The 17,272-nt window shown below is 45.9% G+C and carries 15 protein-coding genes and 1 riboswitch; of the genes, 3 read left to right on the forward strand and 12 right to left on the reverse strand.

What is annotated here, in order from left to right:
- Positions 1-32: 32 nt before the first annotated feature.
- From ABEQ74_RS02730 to ABEQ74_RS02740, 3 genes are all read right to left on the reverse strand, one after another.
- Complete coding sequence (locus tag ABEQ74_RS02730; RefSeq protein ID WP_430119188.1) at positions 33-1,127, reverse strand: DUF1648 domain-containing protein; 1,095 nt, start codon at positions 1,125-1,127, stop codon at positions 33-35.
- Between the two features lie 669 nt (positions 1,128-1,796).
- Entirely contained in the window at positions 1,797-2,978 is a 1,182-nt protein-coding gene (locus ABEQ74_RS02735; protein WP_430119190.1) for an MFS transporter, read from the reverse strand.
- Between the two features lie 72 nt (positions 2,979-3,050).
- Positions 3,051-3,150: riboswitch (purine riboswitch) on the reverse strand.
- 38 nt (positions 3,151-3,188) lie between these two features.
- On the reverse strand, positions 3,189-4,415 hold the full coding sequence (locus ABEQ74_RS02740; RefSeq protein WP_430119192.1) for an aminotransferase class I/II-fold pyridoxal phosphate-dependent enzyme: 1,227 nt from the start codon (positions 4,413-4,415) through the stop codon (positions 3,189-3,191).
- Positions 4,416-4,565: 150 nt separating this feature from the next.
- On the opposite strand from ABEQ74_RS02740, the gene ABEQ74_RS02745 reads away from it, so the two are divergent.
- Entirely contained in the window at positions 4,566-5,771 is a 1,206-nt protein-coding gene (locus tag ABEQ74_RS02745; protein ID WP_430119194.1) for an MFS transporter, read from the forward strand.
- 114 nt (positions 5,772-5,885) lie between these two features.
- Here the strand turns inward: ABEQ74_RS02745 and ABEQ74_RS02750 are convergent, their stop codons facing one another.
- From ABEQ74_RS02750 to ABEQ74_RS02785, 8 genes are all read right to left on the reverse strand, one after another.
- Positions 5,886-6,215, reverse strand: a complete 330-nt coding sequence (locus ABEQ74_RS02750; RefSeq protein WP_430119196.1) for a four-helix bundle copper-binding protein — start codon at positions 6,213-6,215, stop codon at positions 5,886-5,888.
- A gap of 270 nt (positions 6,216-6,485) precedes the next feature.
- On the reverse strand, positions 6,486-8,726 hold the full coding sequence (locus ABEQ74_RS02755) for a stalk domain-containing protein (protein WP_430119198.1): 2,241 nt from the start codon (positions 8,724-8,726) through the stop codon (positions 6,486-6,488).
- Positions 8,727-8,971: 245 nt separating this feature from the next.
- The gene (locus ABEQ74_RS02760) at positions 8,972-9,346 is read right to left on the reverse strand and encodes a VOC family protein (RefSeq protein WP_430119200.1); all 375 of its coding nucleotides are present in this window, start codon (positions 9,344-9,346) and stop codon (positions 8,972-8,974) included.
- Positions 9,347-9,461: 115 nt separating this feature from the next.
- Positions 9,462-9,893, reverse strand: a complete 432-nt coding sequence (locus ABEQ74_RS02765; protein WP_430119202.1) for a hypothetical protein — start codon at positions 9,891-9,893, stop codon at positions 9,462-9,464.
- Positions 9,894-9,966: 73 nt separating this feature from the next.
- Positions 9,967-10,476, reverse strand: coding sequence for a GNAT family N-acetyltransferase (locus ABEQ74_RS02770; protein ID WP_430119204.1), 510 nt, complete (start codon positions 10,474-10,476; stop codon positions 9,967-9,969).
- 112 nt (positions 10,477-10,588) lie between these two features.
- On the reverse strand, positions 10,589-11,317 hold the full coding sequence (locus ABEQ74_RS02775) for a class I SAM-dependent methyltransferase (RefSeq protein WP_430119206.1): 729 nt from the start codon (positions 11,315-11,317) through the stop codon (positions 10,589-10,591).
- 111 nt (positions 11,318-11,428) lie between these two features.
- Positions 11,429-12,715: a histidine--tRNA ligase gene (locus ABEQ74_RS02780; RefSeq protein WP_430119208.1), complete on the reverse strand. Its 1,287-nt coding sequence runs from the start codon at positions 12,713-12,715 to the stop codon at positions 11,429-11,431.
- 278 nt (positions 12,716-12,993) lie between these two features.
- Positions 12,994-15,057, reverse strand: coding sequence for a catalase (locus ABEQ74_RS02785; protein WP_430119210.1), 2,064 nt, complete (start codon positions 15,055-15,057; stop codon positions 12,994-12,996).
- Between the two features lie 297 nt (positions 15,058-15,354).
- Here ABEQ74_RS02785 and ABEQ74_RS02790 point away from each other — a divergent pair, with 297 nt between their 5' ends.
- A complete protein-coding gene (locus tag ABEQ74_RS02790; protein WP_430119212.1) occupies positions 15,355-16,137 on the forward strand; it encodes an arylamine N-acetyltransferase family protein in 783 nt (260 codons plus the stop codon).
- 59 nt (positions 16,138-16,196) lie between these two features.
- Here ABEQ74_RS02790 and ABEQ74_RS02795 read toward each other — a convergent pair whose 3' ends face one another.
- Positions 16,197-16,676, reverse strand: a complete 480-nt coding sequence (locus ABEQ74_RS02795) for a nucleoside deaminase (protein ID WP_430119214.1) — start codon at positions 16,674-16,676, stop codon at positions 16,197-16,199.
- A gap of 230 nt (positions 16,677-16,906) precedes the next feature.
- Between ABEQ74_RS02795 and ABEQ74_RS02800 the strand changes: the two genes are divergently transcribed.
- Positions 16,907-17,254 (forward strand): hypothetical protein, encoded by a 348-nt coding sequence (locus ABEQ74_RS02800; RefSeq protein ID WP_430119217.1) that lies wholly within the window; start codon positions 16,907-16,909, stop codon positions 17,252-17,254.
- Positions 17,255-17,272 lie beyond the last annotated feature (18 nt).

Here is a 17,272-nt window from a genome sequence, read left to right on the forward strand (position 1 = left end):
ATTTGTTGAAAGCTAGAATACTCCGGTGAGTACTAACCTCTCCACACCACAACTAACAGTACAATAATTCCGAGCCAAATCAGCCAGCTTACTGGGTGACCGAAATTTAATCCCCAGCCGACTCCGAACCTTTTCTCGACGATAAGGTTTGGATCCTTGCGATTGAAATAAATCATACCTAATAGCCATTTATCATCATCATGGACAGGTCTGACATTGGATCGATCGGCAGATCGCTCTAATCTGCTTCCGCCCTGACCAGCCCAGAACGATAAGGCGAAGGCGTATAGCATGATAAAGGCTATTATGATTAGGATAATGGGGATAACGAAATTGATGTTAAGCAGAGATATCATGTTTAGTTGCACGATGGAAATCAGGATAACTATTAAGAAGCTTGCTGTAATCATAAAACATGACCAAGCACGGCGGAAAGTTACGTCTTGTCTGATGGAACGGCTCGGATCAGTGGGTTGAACCTGCTGCTTTACTCTGCGAATACTCCAATTCTCAAATAGGAACACAAGTGTTATGAACACTTGAATTATCGTAGGCATAAACACAGAACTATTAGATTTAGCTGCATAGCGGTCTACGTTCCAACTGCTGTTGTAATGGATCGGAATCTGATCAGGAATCTGATCGTAGTTGCGTAACACAGTTACAATACTAACAACCATAATTAAAGCATGAATAAGGAACCAATAACTAGACAAGCCAATGTTTCTTTTTCGAAAAGCAGTGTCCACTGCCATGATCGATGGTTCAGGAGCAATAGGAAGCATAGGTAGTAAACTTTTCATTTTGAAATGATAGCTAATGTTTGTGACTAGGGAGATTACGACCATGGCGAGTGAATAAGTGACAATGATCCAACTTTGTTGCTTGGAATGTTCATCACCGTATATTAGGCAGATGATACAAACAATGAATAGGATGGTATGCAAGGTACCACTAATCCTAGCATATGACTTCCGCATCTGGCGCAGAGGTTCACTGTGGAATTGTACAGCGCTGACGGTGACCCCAAAACTAATCGTCTCTCTAGTTAAATAAGGCATGCTTACCATGAATACAATGGTAGGTACAAATACAAAGATCATAACTATAACAGGCATTATCGTCATATCATTCGCTTCCTCTTATACATTAGTATGTATTCGAAAACTCTATAACCCTTAAAGCATAGGCGATTCATCACTATGCCTTTTTGCGTATGATTATCCTATTACTTAGGATAGGTAATCCACTTGAACATATATTTAATTATAATCGATTTTAGTGACTATAAGGGTTAAATTAACAATTTAACCAGATCTTTTTGCTACGCAGAGCTACTCATCTGACAATTGAATTATGGCAAGTACATCTGTTTGAAATTCTGTGTAGGTAAAAGGATCCCAATTTTTTTTCGATGCTTAGCCACGAAACGATAGTCAGGATTTCGGATGAAGGGTGGGATAACCAGCAGCATAATTGGGCGAAATGCTCGCCTCGTATCTGCAATGGCGCGGATTAAGTCCGTCCATGCTTAAAAAATCCGAGATCATTCTCGAACAGCTTGGGTACCAACCGTATCGGGTTTAGCAAAAAATCAATAAATTCCTGTTTTCTTCGATGTTTGCTTTATGACGTTTGTACCATCCTCAGCAAAATCAGCAATCCGGACCTGCGCTTCGACAGAATTGTTGTGAAGGGGCGAGATTATCTATCGATCCTCCGTATCAACCATATAACCAGACCCTATTCCATCGTGTAAAAAAAAAAAGGCAGCTGCTATCACGCAGCTGCCTTTTTTATTTAGCTGAAATGGAAGTTTTGCTGTCCTTCCAAGCCAGATCAGGTCGCGTTAAGGAATATACGGCACAGACTAACGACACCAAGACGATCCCCCCGCCTACCCAAGCGGTGCTGACCACCGTGCCCCCCTGCTCTAATACGAGACCACCGATGGCGGAGCCTAGGGCAATTCCGATTTGCAGGGCGGAGTTGTTGAAGCTCTGCTGAATATCGGACGAGCCCGGATCCACTTGAATCAGATAGTTCTGTAGTGGAGGAGCCAGACTCCAGCTCAATGCACCCCACAACATCATCACGACTAAAAATACACCAATGGAGAATGTGGATAATGGCAGCAGGAACAGTACCAGCATGAATGAAGTAATGATGATCAGGATGCTTTTATGCGATCCAATCTTGTCAGCAAGCGTACCTCCGAATGCCCCGCCGCCGACCGCGGATAAGCCGAACAGGAAGTAACAAATGCTGATCCAATAAGGACTGAGTCCAAGTTCTGATTCTAGAAAAGGCGTAAAATACGCATAAATCGTGTAATGTCCTGCAAGCATGAACAAGGTGGCCAGATGTGCACCCGCTATTTTTGATTTACCCAGCGCCTTGATTTGAACAGATAACGGCGTAACATTCTCAGGCTTGATACGATCCAGGAACATATAGATCAAGATCATGGAGCCGATCGATAGAATACCGATGCCAAGGAATAATACCCGCCACCCGAAAGCTTCGCTGATCAAAATGCCAAGCGGCACGCCAAGCACCAATGACGAGCTGATCCCCATATAGATTACACCAAGTGCCTTTGCCCGGTGGGCAGGCTCAACCACTTTGGCAGTCATCGTTAGTGATAATACAATGATAAGTGCTGTACTCATCGCGGTTAGTATTCTGGCCACCATAAGCAGCGGAAAATTCGGGCTAATAAAAGCCAGTACGTTGCCAATGAAAAAGATAAACAAAGATATCATGTAGAGTCGTTTTCTTTCCACTTTCGCCGTAAGCGCAAGGAGAACCGGACCAGATATCGCGAAGACCAGAGCGAAGACCGTAATCAGCTGTCCTGCTGTACCAAGTGAAATATGCAAATCATTCGCTATGAGCGGCAGTATTCCACCTACAATGAGTTCAACCAGCCCGACGCATATCGTCGAGATTGCTAGAATAATTACTTTCAGATTCATCTGGAATGGCATCCCCTTTCATCGTTGTTTAATAGCCTATGGCCAACCAAAAAAATAAAATCCTGACTACAAAAAATGAGAAACATTTTCTGTAGTCAGGATTTTACGGTTCCTGGTAGAGACCCTCAGACCATATTAATGAGGTTATACATTTAAAAAAACAAACTTTATTCATGTAAGCAACAACCGTTGACTAATTTATCACATTCATTATGAAAGATCAACCGTCTTTACCCGAATAAAATCCCCTATTCGCTTTGCAGCTGCCTCTAAATCCGATTCTTCCTGTACGAGCGCAATCCGCACATAACCTTCTCCTTCGGAGCCAAAAGCATCTCCGGGTATTACCGCGACGCCTGTATCAAGCAGCAGATCCCGAGCGAATCGACGCGAGTTCCATGCTGCATCATGAAAAGCTTCTGGCAGCCGAGCCCATAGAAACATGGTGGCCCCCGGTTTAGGGACGACCCATCCTGCTTCGGCAAGCGAAGCTATGAGTAGATCACGTCGCTGCTCATACAGTGAAGCAACGCTCCGTTCTTCGCCGGTAGTTGACATGGCTTGTCGCAAAGCATGAACGGCTGCTTTCTGAATGGGCTTGAAGATACCAAAATCGATGTTACTCTTGAAATCCCGCAGCGCCCCCACTACAGCTGCATTTCCGGCCAGAAAACCGATACGGCAACCCGCCATATTAAAGCTTTTGGAGAAAGAGTGAAATTCAACCGCGATGTCAATGGCATCTGGTATTTGTAGAACACTCATCGGTCTATAGCCGTCAAATCCCATTTCGGAATATGCAAGGTCATGCACTATGAGTACATCCCATTTTTTAGCCAAGTGGATCAATTTTTCAAAAAAGACAGCATCGGCCTTCACGGCAATCGGGTTACCCGGGAAGCTAAGCAGAATGAACGTTGCTTTTGCCCAAATCTCATCCGGAATAAGATCAAGCTGGGGTACAAATCCGTGCTCTTCCCTAAGCGGAAGATACCAAGGCGTAACGCCGGCAATAGCAAGTGCACCGGTATATATCGGATACCCCGGATTCGGCACAATCGCAATATCACCTGGATTGCATATCGCTTGGGTCAGATGGGATAATCCGTCCTGAGAACCCATCAGGGACAGTATTTCGTTATCCGGATTGACTTGTACACCGAATCGGTATTTCATCCAAGCCGCTGATTGTTCTCGAAATTCAACGCTTCCTGTAGTTCCCGGATATGTATAGTTATCCTCCTTCAGCGCTTCCTGACTAAGCACCTCACGGATATCTAGGGCAGGTCCCCGGTCAGGGCTGCCGATACTCAAATCAATGATCGACCTTCCTGCTGCAAGAGCCTCTTGCTTCCACTCGTTTACCTCGGCAAATATGGAAGATCCGAGGTGCGCTAATTTATCTGCACGCCATGAAGACTTCTTAGTTGGGTTCATCCAGTTATCCACCTACTCCATTCTTTTTCTCATCATTATAGCATGAAGACTGAACAATCTAGTGATAATTGACAATTGAGGCTTGACTTGAAAGGCCTTTCATAGCGTAAGATCAGATCATAAATAGAGATATCAGGAGAAGAGACTACCATGACTAGAACGAGAGAAACCCTCTTTATAATCGCTTTTACCTTTGCAGCTTTTGTACTCGGAACCACGGAATATGTTATTGTCGGACTGTTAAAAGACATTAGTATGAGCCTCAGCATTTCGCTGGCAGCCGCAGGCGTCCTTGTGTCAAGCTTTGCCATTGCGTATGCAGTCGGCACACCATTCGCCGTAACATTACTAGGCCGTATACCGCGACATGTGACCATATTCGGTGCTTACACCGCGGTATTGCTATTCAATTTCTTGACCATTTTTGCAGCCTCATATCCTGTCATGTTATGCATCCGTATCATAACCGCGATGCTATGTGGGTTAACCTTATCCTTGGCCATTGCCGCCACCAGCGAGCACATGAGTCCCTCACGCAGAGCCGGGGCAGTTGCCTGGATTATCGGTGGTTTTTCGATTGCCAATGTGCTGGGCGTACCCGTTGGAACTCAAATCGGCCAAATGGCAGGATGGGAGACAGCATTCACCGTGACTTCACTCGTTGGCATCATCCCGCTTGTTCTGATGCTTGCCGTCATGCCGAAGAGCAATACCATCAGCGTAAGCTCGATGAAAGACCAGTTTGCCTTGTTCAAGAACAAGCGAATTCGCCTGGCTTTCTTCATTCCGGTTCTGGGCGTAGGCTCCGTGTTTATTGTGTATACGTACATCACCCCCTTGTTAGAGAATGTTATGGGGATTTCTCAGCAATGGATCAGCACCGTATTGTTAGCCTATGGTGTTTTCACCATCTTAAGTAATTGGCTCGGTGCCAAAGTGGCGCAGGGTAACTCGAGAGTGAAGTTAAAAGTAATCTTCATCATCCAGGCGACGATCATGGTCATCCTGGCGCTTACTCTATCGCTCACCTGGATCGCCTTAATAACCTTGATGCTGGTTGCCTGTTTCTCTTTTGCGCTCAGCACCGCTGTTCAGCTCTACCTTATTGATCTTGCGGATGAATCATCTCCAGGTTCGAAAGATTTCGCTTCTACACTCATGCCGGTTGCTTCCAACTTGGGTATTGCTCTCGGTTCTCTACTGGGCAGTGTTGTCGTAGATCGTATAGGACTTCAATATCTGCCATGGGCAGCAGTTGCTTTTGCAATCGGAGCATTTGCCGTTACTTCACGTTGCCATCAACTGGATCAAGAGCAGCTTGATCTCACACTGCTGGCATCCGCTAAAGCTTCTTAAGAACGCTGATCCCAGATCCTTCCTGTTTCATGAGAAGCGTTCTCTTCATCATAAAAGGCTGCCGAGTGGCAGCCTTTTATTGTACAAGATTGTTCTATTATGTTATTTCCCGTGTTAGGCAGCCATTTCCCGGCACACTTTTGCACATCGAAGACATGCTTCCGCACACTCCTGACAGTGCTTCATATCATGCTTCTTGCACTCATTCCCGCAAGCTTCACATACTTCCGCACAGATTCTGCATATTTCTCGGGCATACTTGCTGTTCGTGGACATGGCCTGAGCCGCAAAACCGCAAATATCTGCACATTGCCGATCCAGCCGGATACATTCTTTCATCATAGCAACGTCTTCTTCTTCCAGACATGCAGTGTAACAATGATTACACGCTACCATACAGCGCAAACATTCCTCGATACATTGTTTAAATTGTTCATGTGACATTCAGCATTCTCCCTTCAAGTATCTTACAAGGTTAATTTCCTCCAGACGAGGTTATATGTCATTAACCAGAACTTGTGAAGATCTTATGAGGAATACTTACATTCCACAATTTACCGTGATGAGTTTGGCGTTGACGCTATCCTAAGAAGATGACAGCTCCTTCTGATGTATCGAGTTCCACACCATAAAACAAGAGACCTCATCTCTCATGGCAGCGACTCGGCTATAACCGGATCGTCCTGCTTGAGAGAGAAGTCTCTTGTCATCTTCTTAGCGGTTTTTTTCAGGCATTTGGGTAAACAGCAAGTTAACCGGCAGATTGCTGCCCGGTGCTGCTGTAAGCATGATCTCAACCTTCTGTTCAAAATCTCCTGTACGATACAGAACCGCTTGTTCGCCCGGAGATACTTGTCCAAGAGAATAGATCGGCACAATCGTTCCGTTCATCATGGCATATCCCGAGTATTTGCCGCCCCGCGGATTGAAGGAGATCAAGGTGTCAGGCGCAACGCGATCCAGTGTAATTTTATACAAAACACCGAAGTTGCCGGTATTGTGCGTGATGTCTCCCACCATAGGATCCGTGCCTTCCAGGTTAGGATCGTCCTGGTTATCACCTAGAATGAGACGCTCCGAGTCAGCTCCTACCAGCTCAGAATATTGAATAACACGCGTTGAATTAGGATAGGTTCCGCGGTTATGAACACCATCCCGATTCAGGATTGGCAGAGTATTCAGCACTTTCAATGGATCCGATTTCTCGTCAATCATCACAACATCGAACTGAATCGGCAAGTTGCTATACATATCGGCGTACAGAGAAATAACATGTCCCTGCTTCATTCTAACATCGCTCAATTCCGTCATAACCAGCTTTTGTTCCCCTGGCTTAAGCGTGATCGATGCTTTCTTCGAATCATCCTGCATGGACTCGAAGTAGTTTAACACTGATTTCTTGCCCGCTGCCGTGGCGATTGGCGATGGACCTGCGAAGCCCAAGTAGTCTTGTCTAAGTGTTACTGGGGTGCTGTTCTTATTCGTAGCAATGACGTACATCTTCACATTTTTGTTCAGATTGTTTACATGGTGGATCATGAAGCGCATGTCGCCAGATGCTGTTTCCCGGTATACGATACCCTCGGTATTCACGGTTTCCGGGCTATTACTGCGAATCAATGTGCTTGGCTCATCATAGAAATCATAATTGATTTTTTTACGCGATGTAACATTGCCTATGAACGAGAACTTTTCTCCTTCAGGGATGAAGAGCATATTGAAATCTTCTTCTTCATACAAGGTCTCTTGTGTAATATTGACCGTTACTTCATAAGTCGAGCTCAGCCCCTGCTTGTCCGTAGCGGTCAGTGTGATGGTATGAACGCCCGGCGTGAAGAATGCGTACTTGTTGTTCTCCCACTTGTAAACCAAATCCTCAGGCTTGTCCTGATCATCATAACTTTGATTCGTATAAGTAATCAGCTCACCCATTTTATATTCGGACTTGTCCGTCTCGAAGAGGGCTGTAGGCGGCTGGTTTGGCATGATGACATTGATCGTTTGGCTATAAGGATCACTCCATGCCCCGGTTGAATCTTGTACCGAGTACGTGACTATGTATTGACCTGGCGATTCGAAGATTTCCTCGCGGCCTTCCCAGCGTTCATCGATAATGGCACCTTGTGCATTTTCCACTTGAGGTGTGTAAATTACGGTAGTTTCACCAGCAAAGATTTCTTTAGGTCCTACCGTAAACTTGGCGATCGGCTTGGTCTCCAGATTCATGATGACACGCTTTCCCACATTATCCACTTTATATTGGATGTCCAGTGCCTGGGTAATCGCTGTCAGCGGAACCATGAACGTGCTGTTCGTCTGGTATGAAGTCCCTTTCATTTCTTTGGTTACGCCATTCACGGTATATTTACTGCTGTCCGTTTTGAAGCGAAGTTCGTTGCTTCCTTTTGTAATGACGGTTTCTTTTGTCTTCTTATCATAAGTGACCTTGAAGCCTACACGGTCCACGAGGGCACGAATAGGAACGTAGGATACACCTTTTTTGACCTGCATTGGCTGTGGTGCATTATAGGTAACACCGTCTTGAACCATCTTCGTACTGTTAAAATAAAGGATAAGTTCCTTGCCCGTTCCGGTTTGCTGACTAGGCTGTCCATCTTGATCATCCGTCGTGACTTCGCCCGTAACTTGTTCTGGAACCTCGGTTGCTTCTTCTATAGGTACTTCCGTTACTTCCTCAGCAGGAACCTCGGTTGTTGCTGCATCAGTTGGAACGCTAGCCTTTTCGGTATCTGTAACATCCGTTGTCTTTGGAACAGATGCCGATTCCTTGGTTTTTGGATTGGATGATGTTGCCGTGTCTTGCTGCTCATATACTTCTTGCGTGACTGCCGGTTGCTTGTTGCCTGCGGGGTTTGTATCCGCGCTCGCCGGATAAGCTGCAGCTAATTGGGCAACAACCAAAACGGTTAGCAATGATAGTCTTCTCAGTTTCATTCCATAACTCCTTCTAATCCATTTTGATATATTTATTTAGGTCATACTATTAGACGTAAATTTTGGTAAAAAAGTTTCTCTATTCTATGAATTATATTTCAATCATATAGAACACTGCGGAAAACAACGATTAAACCCGTTACAGCTGCTTGGCCGAGTGCGGGATATATAAAGCTAGTTATGGCGTATTGTGTTTATGCAGGACGTAAAGCTGCCATGATCCTTATTTTACCGTATACAGATGATTATTGTTTGTTGCCAACCGCGATCCAGCGCCCGTCCACATCCTCAAAGACAAATTCATGATTGCTATAATCTGTAGTAGATAATGGCCTTACAATCTTCACTTCCAAATCTATTAACTCTTGCTCGATTTCAAGTTGATTATGGGTTATAAAATAAGCATCGTAGCCATAGCCGTAACGAATTCGATTCGGAACGACCTCAACCTCTGTCTTGGTTAATACGATCTCAATCGAATCCCTATACAGACACACATGAGGTTCAGCAGCATCCCAATAATTCACAGCACGGAACCCGATTCGCTCATAAAATTGACTTGTTTTGTTGAAGTCAGAGGTGGGAAATATTTGCAGGCAATGAGAAAAACCCTTATTCATCATTCTATCTCCTATATGATTCAAAATTTACGGCCATTCATTTCTAAGTATACGTCTTTATCAACCTACTTGGAATCAAATGCCCTAACCGTTTCTCAGTCCGCCAGATGCGCCTTCAGTTCGTGTTCTCATTCTTGGCTGTCACAGCTGTTCCGAACCCGTGCAGGACCGCCAAGAAAAATGGATACAACCCGAGTGCTGCCAGCGCAATGAGTCCTGTTACCGGATTCGGTTTATCCGCCGGGTTCGTGATTGGAATCCAAGAAGCGAGAATTCGGATCAGGATCAAAAAGTAGGGTATCCATAAAACAAGTGAAAAGAAAGATGCTTTACGTCCACCCAGCCAATGCCTGATCAGCTTTGGAAATCCGAAGCATGAGAATAGAACTCCACAGATGAAGAAGCCCAAGGTTAGAGCATTCACCAATTCCAGACCCCATCCTGTCACTCGACTTATGCGATAAACATTGACCATGAGCTCGATGCAGGCAACAGGAAACAGCGCGTATAAAATACTCGACATATTTAAGCGAATGAAGAAGTTCATCTCTCCCCTCCTCCCCATCAACACATCTAATTGAAGCTTACTCTCGGTAATATGCTGAATATCCCTGTTCTTATTAGACCAATTCCTTAATCAAATACAGATTCAAATCGTCATCTGCGCATACCATGCTGCCAGGCACTACAGGCTTATGGTGATACATGAGTCCGTTGCCGTCAGGAATGTAACCGCGTCGTACATATACTCTTTGAGCTGCACCATAGTCTTTGTATAATCCCACTCCAATGCCTATGCGTGGTAATCGCTCACGAACGATATTCTCGAATTCCTCGATAATCCTGTTAGCAATCCCGTTCCTTTGATATTCCGGAAACACATTCAGGTCATTGATTTCGGGGATGTTCTGATCTTTGAAGTAAGGATAATCCGATTCGAATTTCAAGTGGGACACACCGGTCAGCTTCTCTTGAACAAAAGCCAATAGCGTGATACGAGTTCCTATTTGATTCTCATACTCACATCGATCATAATACGCTTCGGGCCGAGGTATGTTGTGCTGTTCGAACGCTTCCTGCCAAATGACTTTATACTCTGGTTGATCCAGAACTTTCAATGTAATGTCCATTCGTATACCTCGCTTTGATTATAGTATGAAATGGCGATTATAACTTCGTAATGAATAGGGTTCATCGATTGAGAATTCGAATACGAATAATTCACAACACAAACCAAGCTCCTTATTTCTGCGCTGATATAAGCAAGAACATGGGGCGATGACACTCTTCCTCCCATTCAGGATGTGCTGCCAACTGTTCATCCGAAGGGCCCCAATCCTCGACATGAGTGATGGTAAAACCAGCCTTGATCATCATGTTCAGATAGGAGCCCAGCGTTCGATGCTGCTTAATCACGCCTTCAGCAAGCCAATTCGTCGTTCGCGCTCCCTCTTCTTGGTAGTGATCCACAGGCCAGGTACGATGCCCGCTCGGATGCTTAATCCATTCAGGATCGCTGGACGCCGTATAAATTGGATGCTCAACCGAGCATACCAGGCTTCCCCCCGGCTTAAGAGAACTGTACACTTCCTGTATCAGGCACTGCAAGTTTTTAATATAATGAAATGCAAGCGAACTGTACACCAAGTCATACGATTCTGATTCTAATGCCAGTGTCTCCATGTCCGCTCGAATATAGCGGATGTGCGAATCCTCCGTTTTGGCCTGAGCTCGTGCCAGCATGTTCTCAGACACGTCAACCCCCATGACCTGGTTCGCGCCGTGTTCTCTCGCCCAGCGGCTAAACCAGCCGAAACCGCATCCCAAATCTAGGACATCAGCTTCCCTCAGATCTGGCAGCATTGATTGAAGTGTTGCCCATTCGGGAGCCCCATCAAGCCCATGTACTGAACGGCTTAGTTGACTGTACCCCTGGAAAAATTCAGCATTGTCATATATATTTTGCGTCATAAAAACTCTCCCTCTCTGCCTTAATATACCTCCTCTAACTTACCTCTTACATCAGAACTTCTCAAGCTTATAATGCCTTCTGTCTTGATGCCAAGGCTTCGCTCTGCAGGTTTAGCTCCCACTGGACTGAACAATACGCTCCACCGCTTCTTGCAAAGTGATGGTAAGCTCCGTACCGTCGTTCATTCTCTTAAGTCGCACCACTCCAGCTGCCGCTTCATCTTCGCCGATCAGGATGGCATATGGAATGCCTTCAGTTGAAACTGAGGCAAGTAATTTTTTCAATTTGCGCTGGTTGCTTGCCAGTCTTGTACGTATTCCCCGGTTTCTGAGCTCTGCTGCTGTCAGCAAGCCTTCAGGGATGGTCTCCCCGATCGGGATGATCACAGCAAGCGGTTTACTTAACTCAAACGGCCGGTTTCGGATCATTTCCATAATGGATTCCATGCCAAACGAAAGCCCAACTGTTGGATAAATAATATCATCACGTCCCACGAGCTGCCCAATGATCGCATCATATCTTCCGCCTCCGCCCAAGCTTGATCGAAATCCGCTTGTAGCATCAAAGATTTCATAGACGGTTCCCGTATAGAAAGACAAGCCTCGAGAAAGAAACGGATCAAATACACAGATGTTCTGCAATCCCACACGCCGGATCATTTCCTCCAGTACTCGTACTTCTTGTACACCTTGCTCCTGTTCAAAACAATATTTTCTAGAAATCTCTTCGTACGTTGGCTCGCTCAGATCAACAAAGTCCAGAACTTGTTGACAAACATCCGGGGCGAGCGCCTTATTCGCAAGCTCTTGCCCTACCCCTTCCCTGCCGATCTTATCCAGTTTATCGAGTGTCAGCATTACGGATGGTTTCATATCAGCCGGTACACCTATTTTCCCCAACACTTCACCCAGAAAGCTTCGATTATTCCATCTGAGTATAATGGGTACATCAAGTCTTTGGAAAACCTCGGCTGCAAGCTGCATCAGTTCTACCTCCGCTTCTGGACCCGCCACCCCGACTACATCTACATCGCATTGTAAGAACTCTCGCAACCTACCGCGTTTTACTGGCCCATCCCGGAATACCTTCCCCATCTCGTATCGCCTAAACGGCTGAGAGAGGCTAGGATTAAGTGCAACCACCTTGGCAAAAGGGATCGTCAGATCATATCTCAGCCCCAAACGTCGTGAACCCTGATCCGTCAACTGATACATTTCCTTCAGGATCTCTTCGCCACCTGCATATTTGGAAGTCAATAATTCCGATTCATTCAGAATGGTTGACTCCATTTCCGTATAATCATAACATTCAAATACTTTGCGGAGGGTAGACTGCACCTTTCTTCGAACGGCCTGTTCCTGTCCAACATAATCATAAGTTCCTTTAACATTCTGCATCGTAAATCATCCTTTCTTCTTAGAAAATAAAAAACGCGCCGGACCTCTTGGTCCCGCGCGCTTTTATATGCGGCAGGGAGGCCAACGCGAACAGCGTTAGCCCGCCCTGTAGATTTACAGGAGTGCTAACGCTGCTTGTGATGATGAAGTTGATTAAGTTTGATGTTTATCATGATATAATCCCCTTCACTTTCAGCAAATGATTTACGGGAATTATACCGGAATCACTCTCTATTGACAAGTGTTATCAAATCAAGGGTTATTAAGCCCTACCCTGTTTAAATGGCACGCGACCAATGGCGATGCGCGGCAATCGCTTCTATGAAGGCTTGTCCAAACGGTTTGAGATCCTCACCCTCAGCTGCAATCACGATCCCATCACCACTTGCGGAAGGCAGCAAGTTTACCCCTTCGGCTATGGCAGCAATCGGTTTGAAATGCTGATATGCTTCCTTAATGAAGTCTAAAACCTTCTGCTCGGTCAGAAGCTCCGATACGCTTAGGGCACCGCCTGCAACCAGCACCGCGTCGAAGAGTACAGAGTCCGCGCCAAGTAGGGAATGCTGCACTTCCAATTCTCCACCGCTTCTGCCTTGAATGAGGCCAAGCTTCGCGCTGACTACTTCGGTGATGACCCCGGCTTGCTGCAGCTGAGTTAGCACGAACGGTAATTCGTCCGTGAATCCATTGCCTGCCAGCACGGCCACTTTACGGGTTAACGGCAGCTTTACGGTATTCATCATGCTAAGTGCCGGAGAGGATTCGCTGGAAGCGGAACCGCGTGTTTGCGGAGGGATGGTGCCAAGGCCATCCGAAATCCGTGTCGCCAGATCACTGTCGACATTCGCGAACATATCGACAACCTGCTGGCGGATTTCTTTTCGCTGCACTTTACCGAGCTCAAAATGGAACGCAGAAACGATATGCTGCTTCTCAACCTCGGACATGCTGTTCCAGAACAGAGCCGCCTGGCTGTAATGATCCTTGAAGCTGTCACTACGGGCCCGTATCTTACGGCCTTCCACCTTCTCGGAATAATGTTCATAGCCGCCTTGCTCAGGTGGAACAGGCTTTGGAGTATTGCCAGCAATGCCGTTCTTATGGTAGCTGACAGGCCCCTTATTAATGGTCATACGGTGCATCCCATCCCGCTGGTTGTTATGAATGGGGGCAACCGGACGGTTGATCGGAATTTCGTGGAAATTCGGTCCGCCCAGCCGGGACAGCTGCGTATCGGTATAAGAGAACAGACGTCCTTGCAGCAGAGGATCATTGGTGAAATCAATCCCCGGTACGACATGTCCGGGATGGAATGCAATTTGTTCCGTCTCGGCGAAGAAATTTTCCGTGTTGCGGTTGAGTGTCATTTTGCCGATAATTTTCACCGGGATGATCTCTTCCGGCCAGATCTTGGTTGGATCAAGAATATCAAAGTCAAAACTGAACTCTTCTTCTTCCGGGATCATCTGTACGCCAAACTCAAACTCAGGATAATTCCCTGATTCGATGGCATCCCATAAATCCCGGCGGTTAAAGTCGGGGTCCTTCCCAGCCAGCTTCTGCGTTTCATCCCATACAAGCGAATGCGTACCGAGCACCGGCTTCCAATGGAATTTCACGAAATGCGCCTTACCTTCCTCATTCACAAATCGGAAAGTATGCACGCCGAAGCCTTCCATCATTCGAAAGCTTCGAGGAAGTGAACGGTCCGACATTGCCCACATAATCATATGTGCGCTTTCTGTATTGTTAACAACGAAATCCCATAATGTATCGTGAGCGGTTTGGGCTTGCGGAATCTCATTGTGAGGTTCGGGCTTTACGGCATGGATGAAATCAGGAAATTTCATGGCATCCTGAATAAAAAAGACTGGCATGTTATTGCCTACGAGATCATAATTGCCTTCTTCGGTATAAAATTTGGTTGCAAAACCGCGGACGTCACGAACGGTGTCGGCAGATCCTCTGGACCCTGCCACTGTGGAGAATCGGACAAATACCGGCGTAACTACGGAAGGGTCCTGCAGAAATTTGGCTTTCGTATAATCCTTCATTGATTCGTATAACTGAAAATAGCCATGTGCACCAAAGCCGCGGGCATGTACGACGCGTTCAGGGATTCGTTCATGGTCGAAATGCGTCATTTTCTCTCTAAAATGAAAATCCTCCATTAAGGTCGGACCGCGTTCGCCAACCTTTAATGAATGTTCATCCTCAGAGACGTTCAATCCCTGATTGGTTGTCAGATTCTTACCGTCATTGTCTACCGTAAATTGCTCCAGCTGTTGGTCCTTGCTTGTCTTGATCTGTTTGTTGTTAACATTCGGATTCGAATTGTCCATTTGTCGGGAACCTCCTGGTATGTAGTAGATAACTAACTGACGAGTGTTTCTCATGGCAACAGATCCGCTTGGCGAACCCGAGAGTTAATTACCCTGCAAAATGGAATACGAATCCAGATTTAGAATTCCTTCACGAAATGCTCATCAAACCAGACTCTCGTTATGATGATACGAACACTTAATTCCTTTGCTCCTTGTCACCTTCTCTATATGAACACTCTAATATATGATATATAGTATATTTTATATAAAGCTTACTTCTAACAAGCTGACAACAACGAAAGATGTGGTGATCGAATGAGTAACCCGGCAAATAGCCTGGATGTAAACCTGTATCTCGATCGGATCGGATACACGGGCCCCATCGTTAACAGCGCATATATGCTTGCCAGATTGCAAGAACAGCATGTGCATACCGTGCCGTACGAGAATCTCGACATTCTTAATCAAGTTCCCTTATCTCTGGACATACCCGATTTGTACGATAAAATTGTAAACCGTCATCGCGGTGGTTATTGCTTTGAGCTCAATGCGCTGTTTGGCTGGCTGCTTGCGGAATTAGGTTATACGGTCACACACTACTTCGGACGCTTCTGGAGGGATGAAACTCATACTCCAGCTAAGCGCCGTCACCATATACTTCAGGTGGATATCGACGGCCAGCGATTTATTACCGATGTTGGCGTTGGTGGAGCGGGGCCCAGACAGCCACTGGAGCTGGTTGATGGTCTGGAACAAACCCAAGGGGATGAAACCTACCGTTTCACTCATACCGAAGCGTATGGCTGGATGCTGGAGGAATGGAAAAAAGAGGCTTGGGATCCCGTTTTCTCATTTACAGAGGAACCAAACCTCCCCCAAGATTTCATCACCACCTCCTATTGGTGTGAGCATGCTCCCGATTCGCCATTCAATAAAACAGCACGGATCTCCATCCGCACGGCAGAAGGTAGAAATACAGTGGATGACAGAGAGTTCAGAATATTTAAAACAGACGATGTGTACACCTTTGTACCAGGGAATGAACAGGAATATGCCGCGGCGCTTTCTGCTTACTTCGGGATTATCGTCACATCGTAATACAACATACAAACCCAAAAACCAGGCTTCCTATACAGGAAGCCCGGTTTGTTTTCATCCTAGTATTCTATTTTATTCTCTGCAGCACTCCATGCTTGAAATGGCAGAAAATAATCATCAATTTGAAGCTGCTTCATGGAGATGGAGCGCTGATCCATCGGCTTTGCGATTTCATCGTATATGAATTGATCATCAAATCCGACTTTTGCAGCATCCTTTTTCGTGCTTGCATAATAAACCGCATCAGGTCTGGACCAGTAGATCGCACCCAGACACATCGGGCAAGGTTCACAGCTGGTATAAATGATGCAGCCAGTTAATTGGAAATCGTTAAGATGTTGGCATGCTTCTCTTATGGCCAGGATCTCAGCGTGAGCTGAAGGATCATTTAATACGGTAACCTGATTCCTCCCCCTTCCGATCACTTGCCCATCCTTTACTACAACGGCTCCAAAAGGCCCGCCCTCCACGTTTTGAACGTTCCGATGGGCTTCTGCGATCGCTTGCTGCATCCATTGCTCATGTTGATGTTTGCTCACTATGTACAGCTCCCTCCTATTGTTCTTTCCGCTCCCGGTGCGCCTATTCACTACTCTTTAACTTCTATGGGCACGGCTCGCTTCTATCATAGCATAACTCCTGACATTCCCTGCATAATTCAGTTGTATTTATATCGGTAAAAGGGATTGACGAATTGTATACATATGTATACAATAATCAGTATCGGTATACAGATGTATACATACCAAGAACTAGGAGGCTGATGATATTGCGAGAAGAGAGAGGAAATTCGAATAGATCTGATCAGGAACGTTTTGAGCAACGCGAGCGGGAGCAGCACCGCCATGGCGGGAGACATGGAAGACGCCGTGAGTCAGGTTATGGTGGCAGAGAAGGTACAAAGATGGCTCAAACGTTTCGCAGGGGCCGCGCACTGTCGTTTTTGGACCAACTTATTGTGAAACGGGATACCTTGAAGAAACAAGTCAATGACCCGGATTTTCAAGCCATAAGAGAAGTGGTTAGCGGCGAACTTAAAGCGGTGGATCAGATCATACAGGAGTACATTCAGGCTTTTGAGTTGTATGATACAAAGCTGTCAGATGATGACCAATAATGGTTATCGACCTGGCCC

This window comes from Paenibacillus solani (genome assembly GCF_050475945.1).
Classification (GTDB): domain Bacteria; phylum Bacillota; class Bacilli; order Paenibacillales; family Paenibacillaceae; genus Paenibacillus_AQ; species Paenibacillus_AQ solani_A.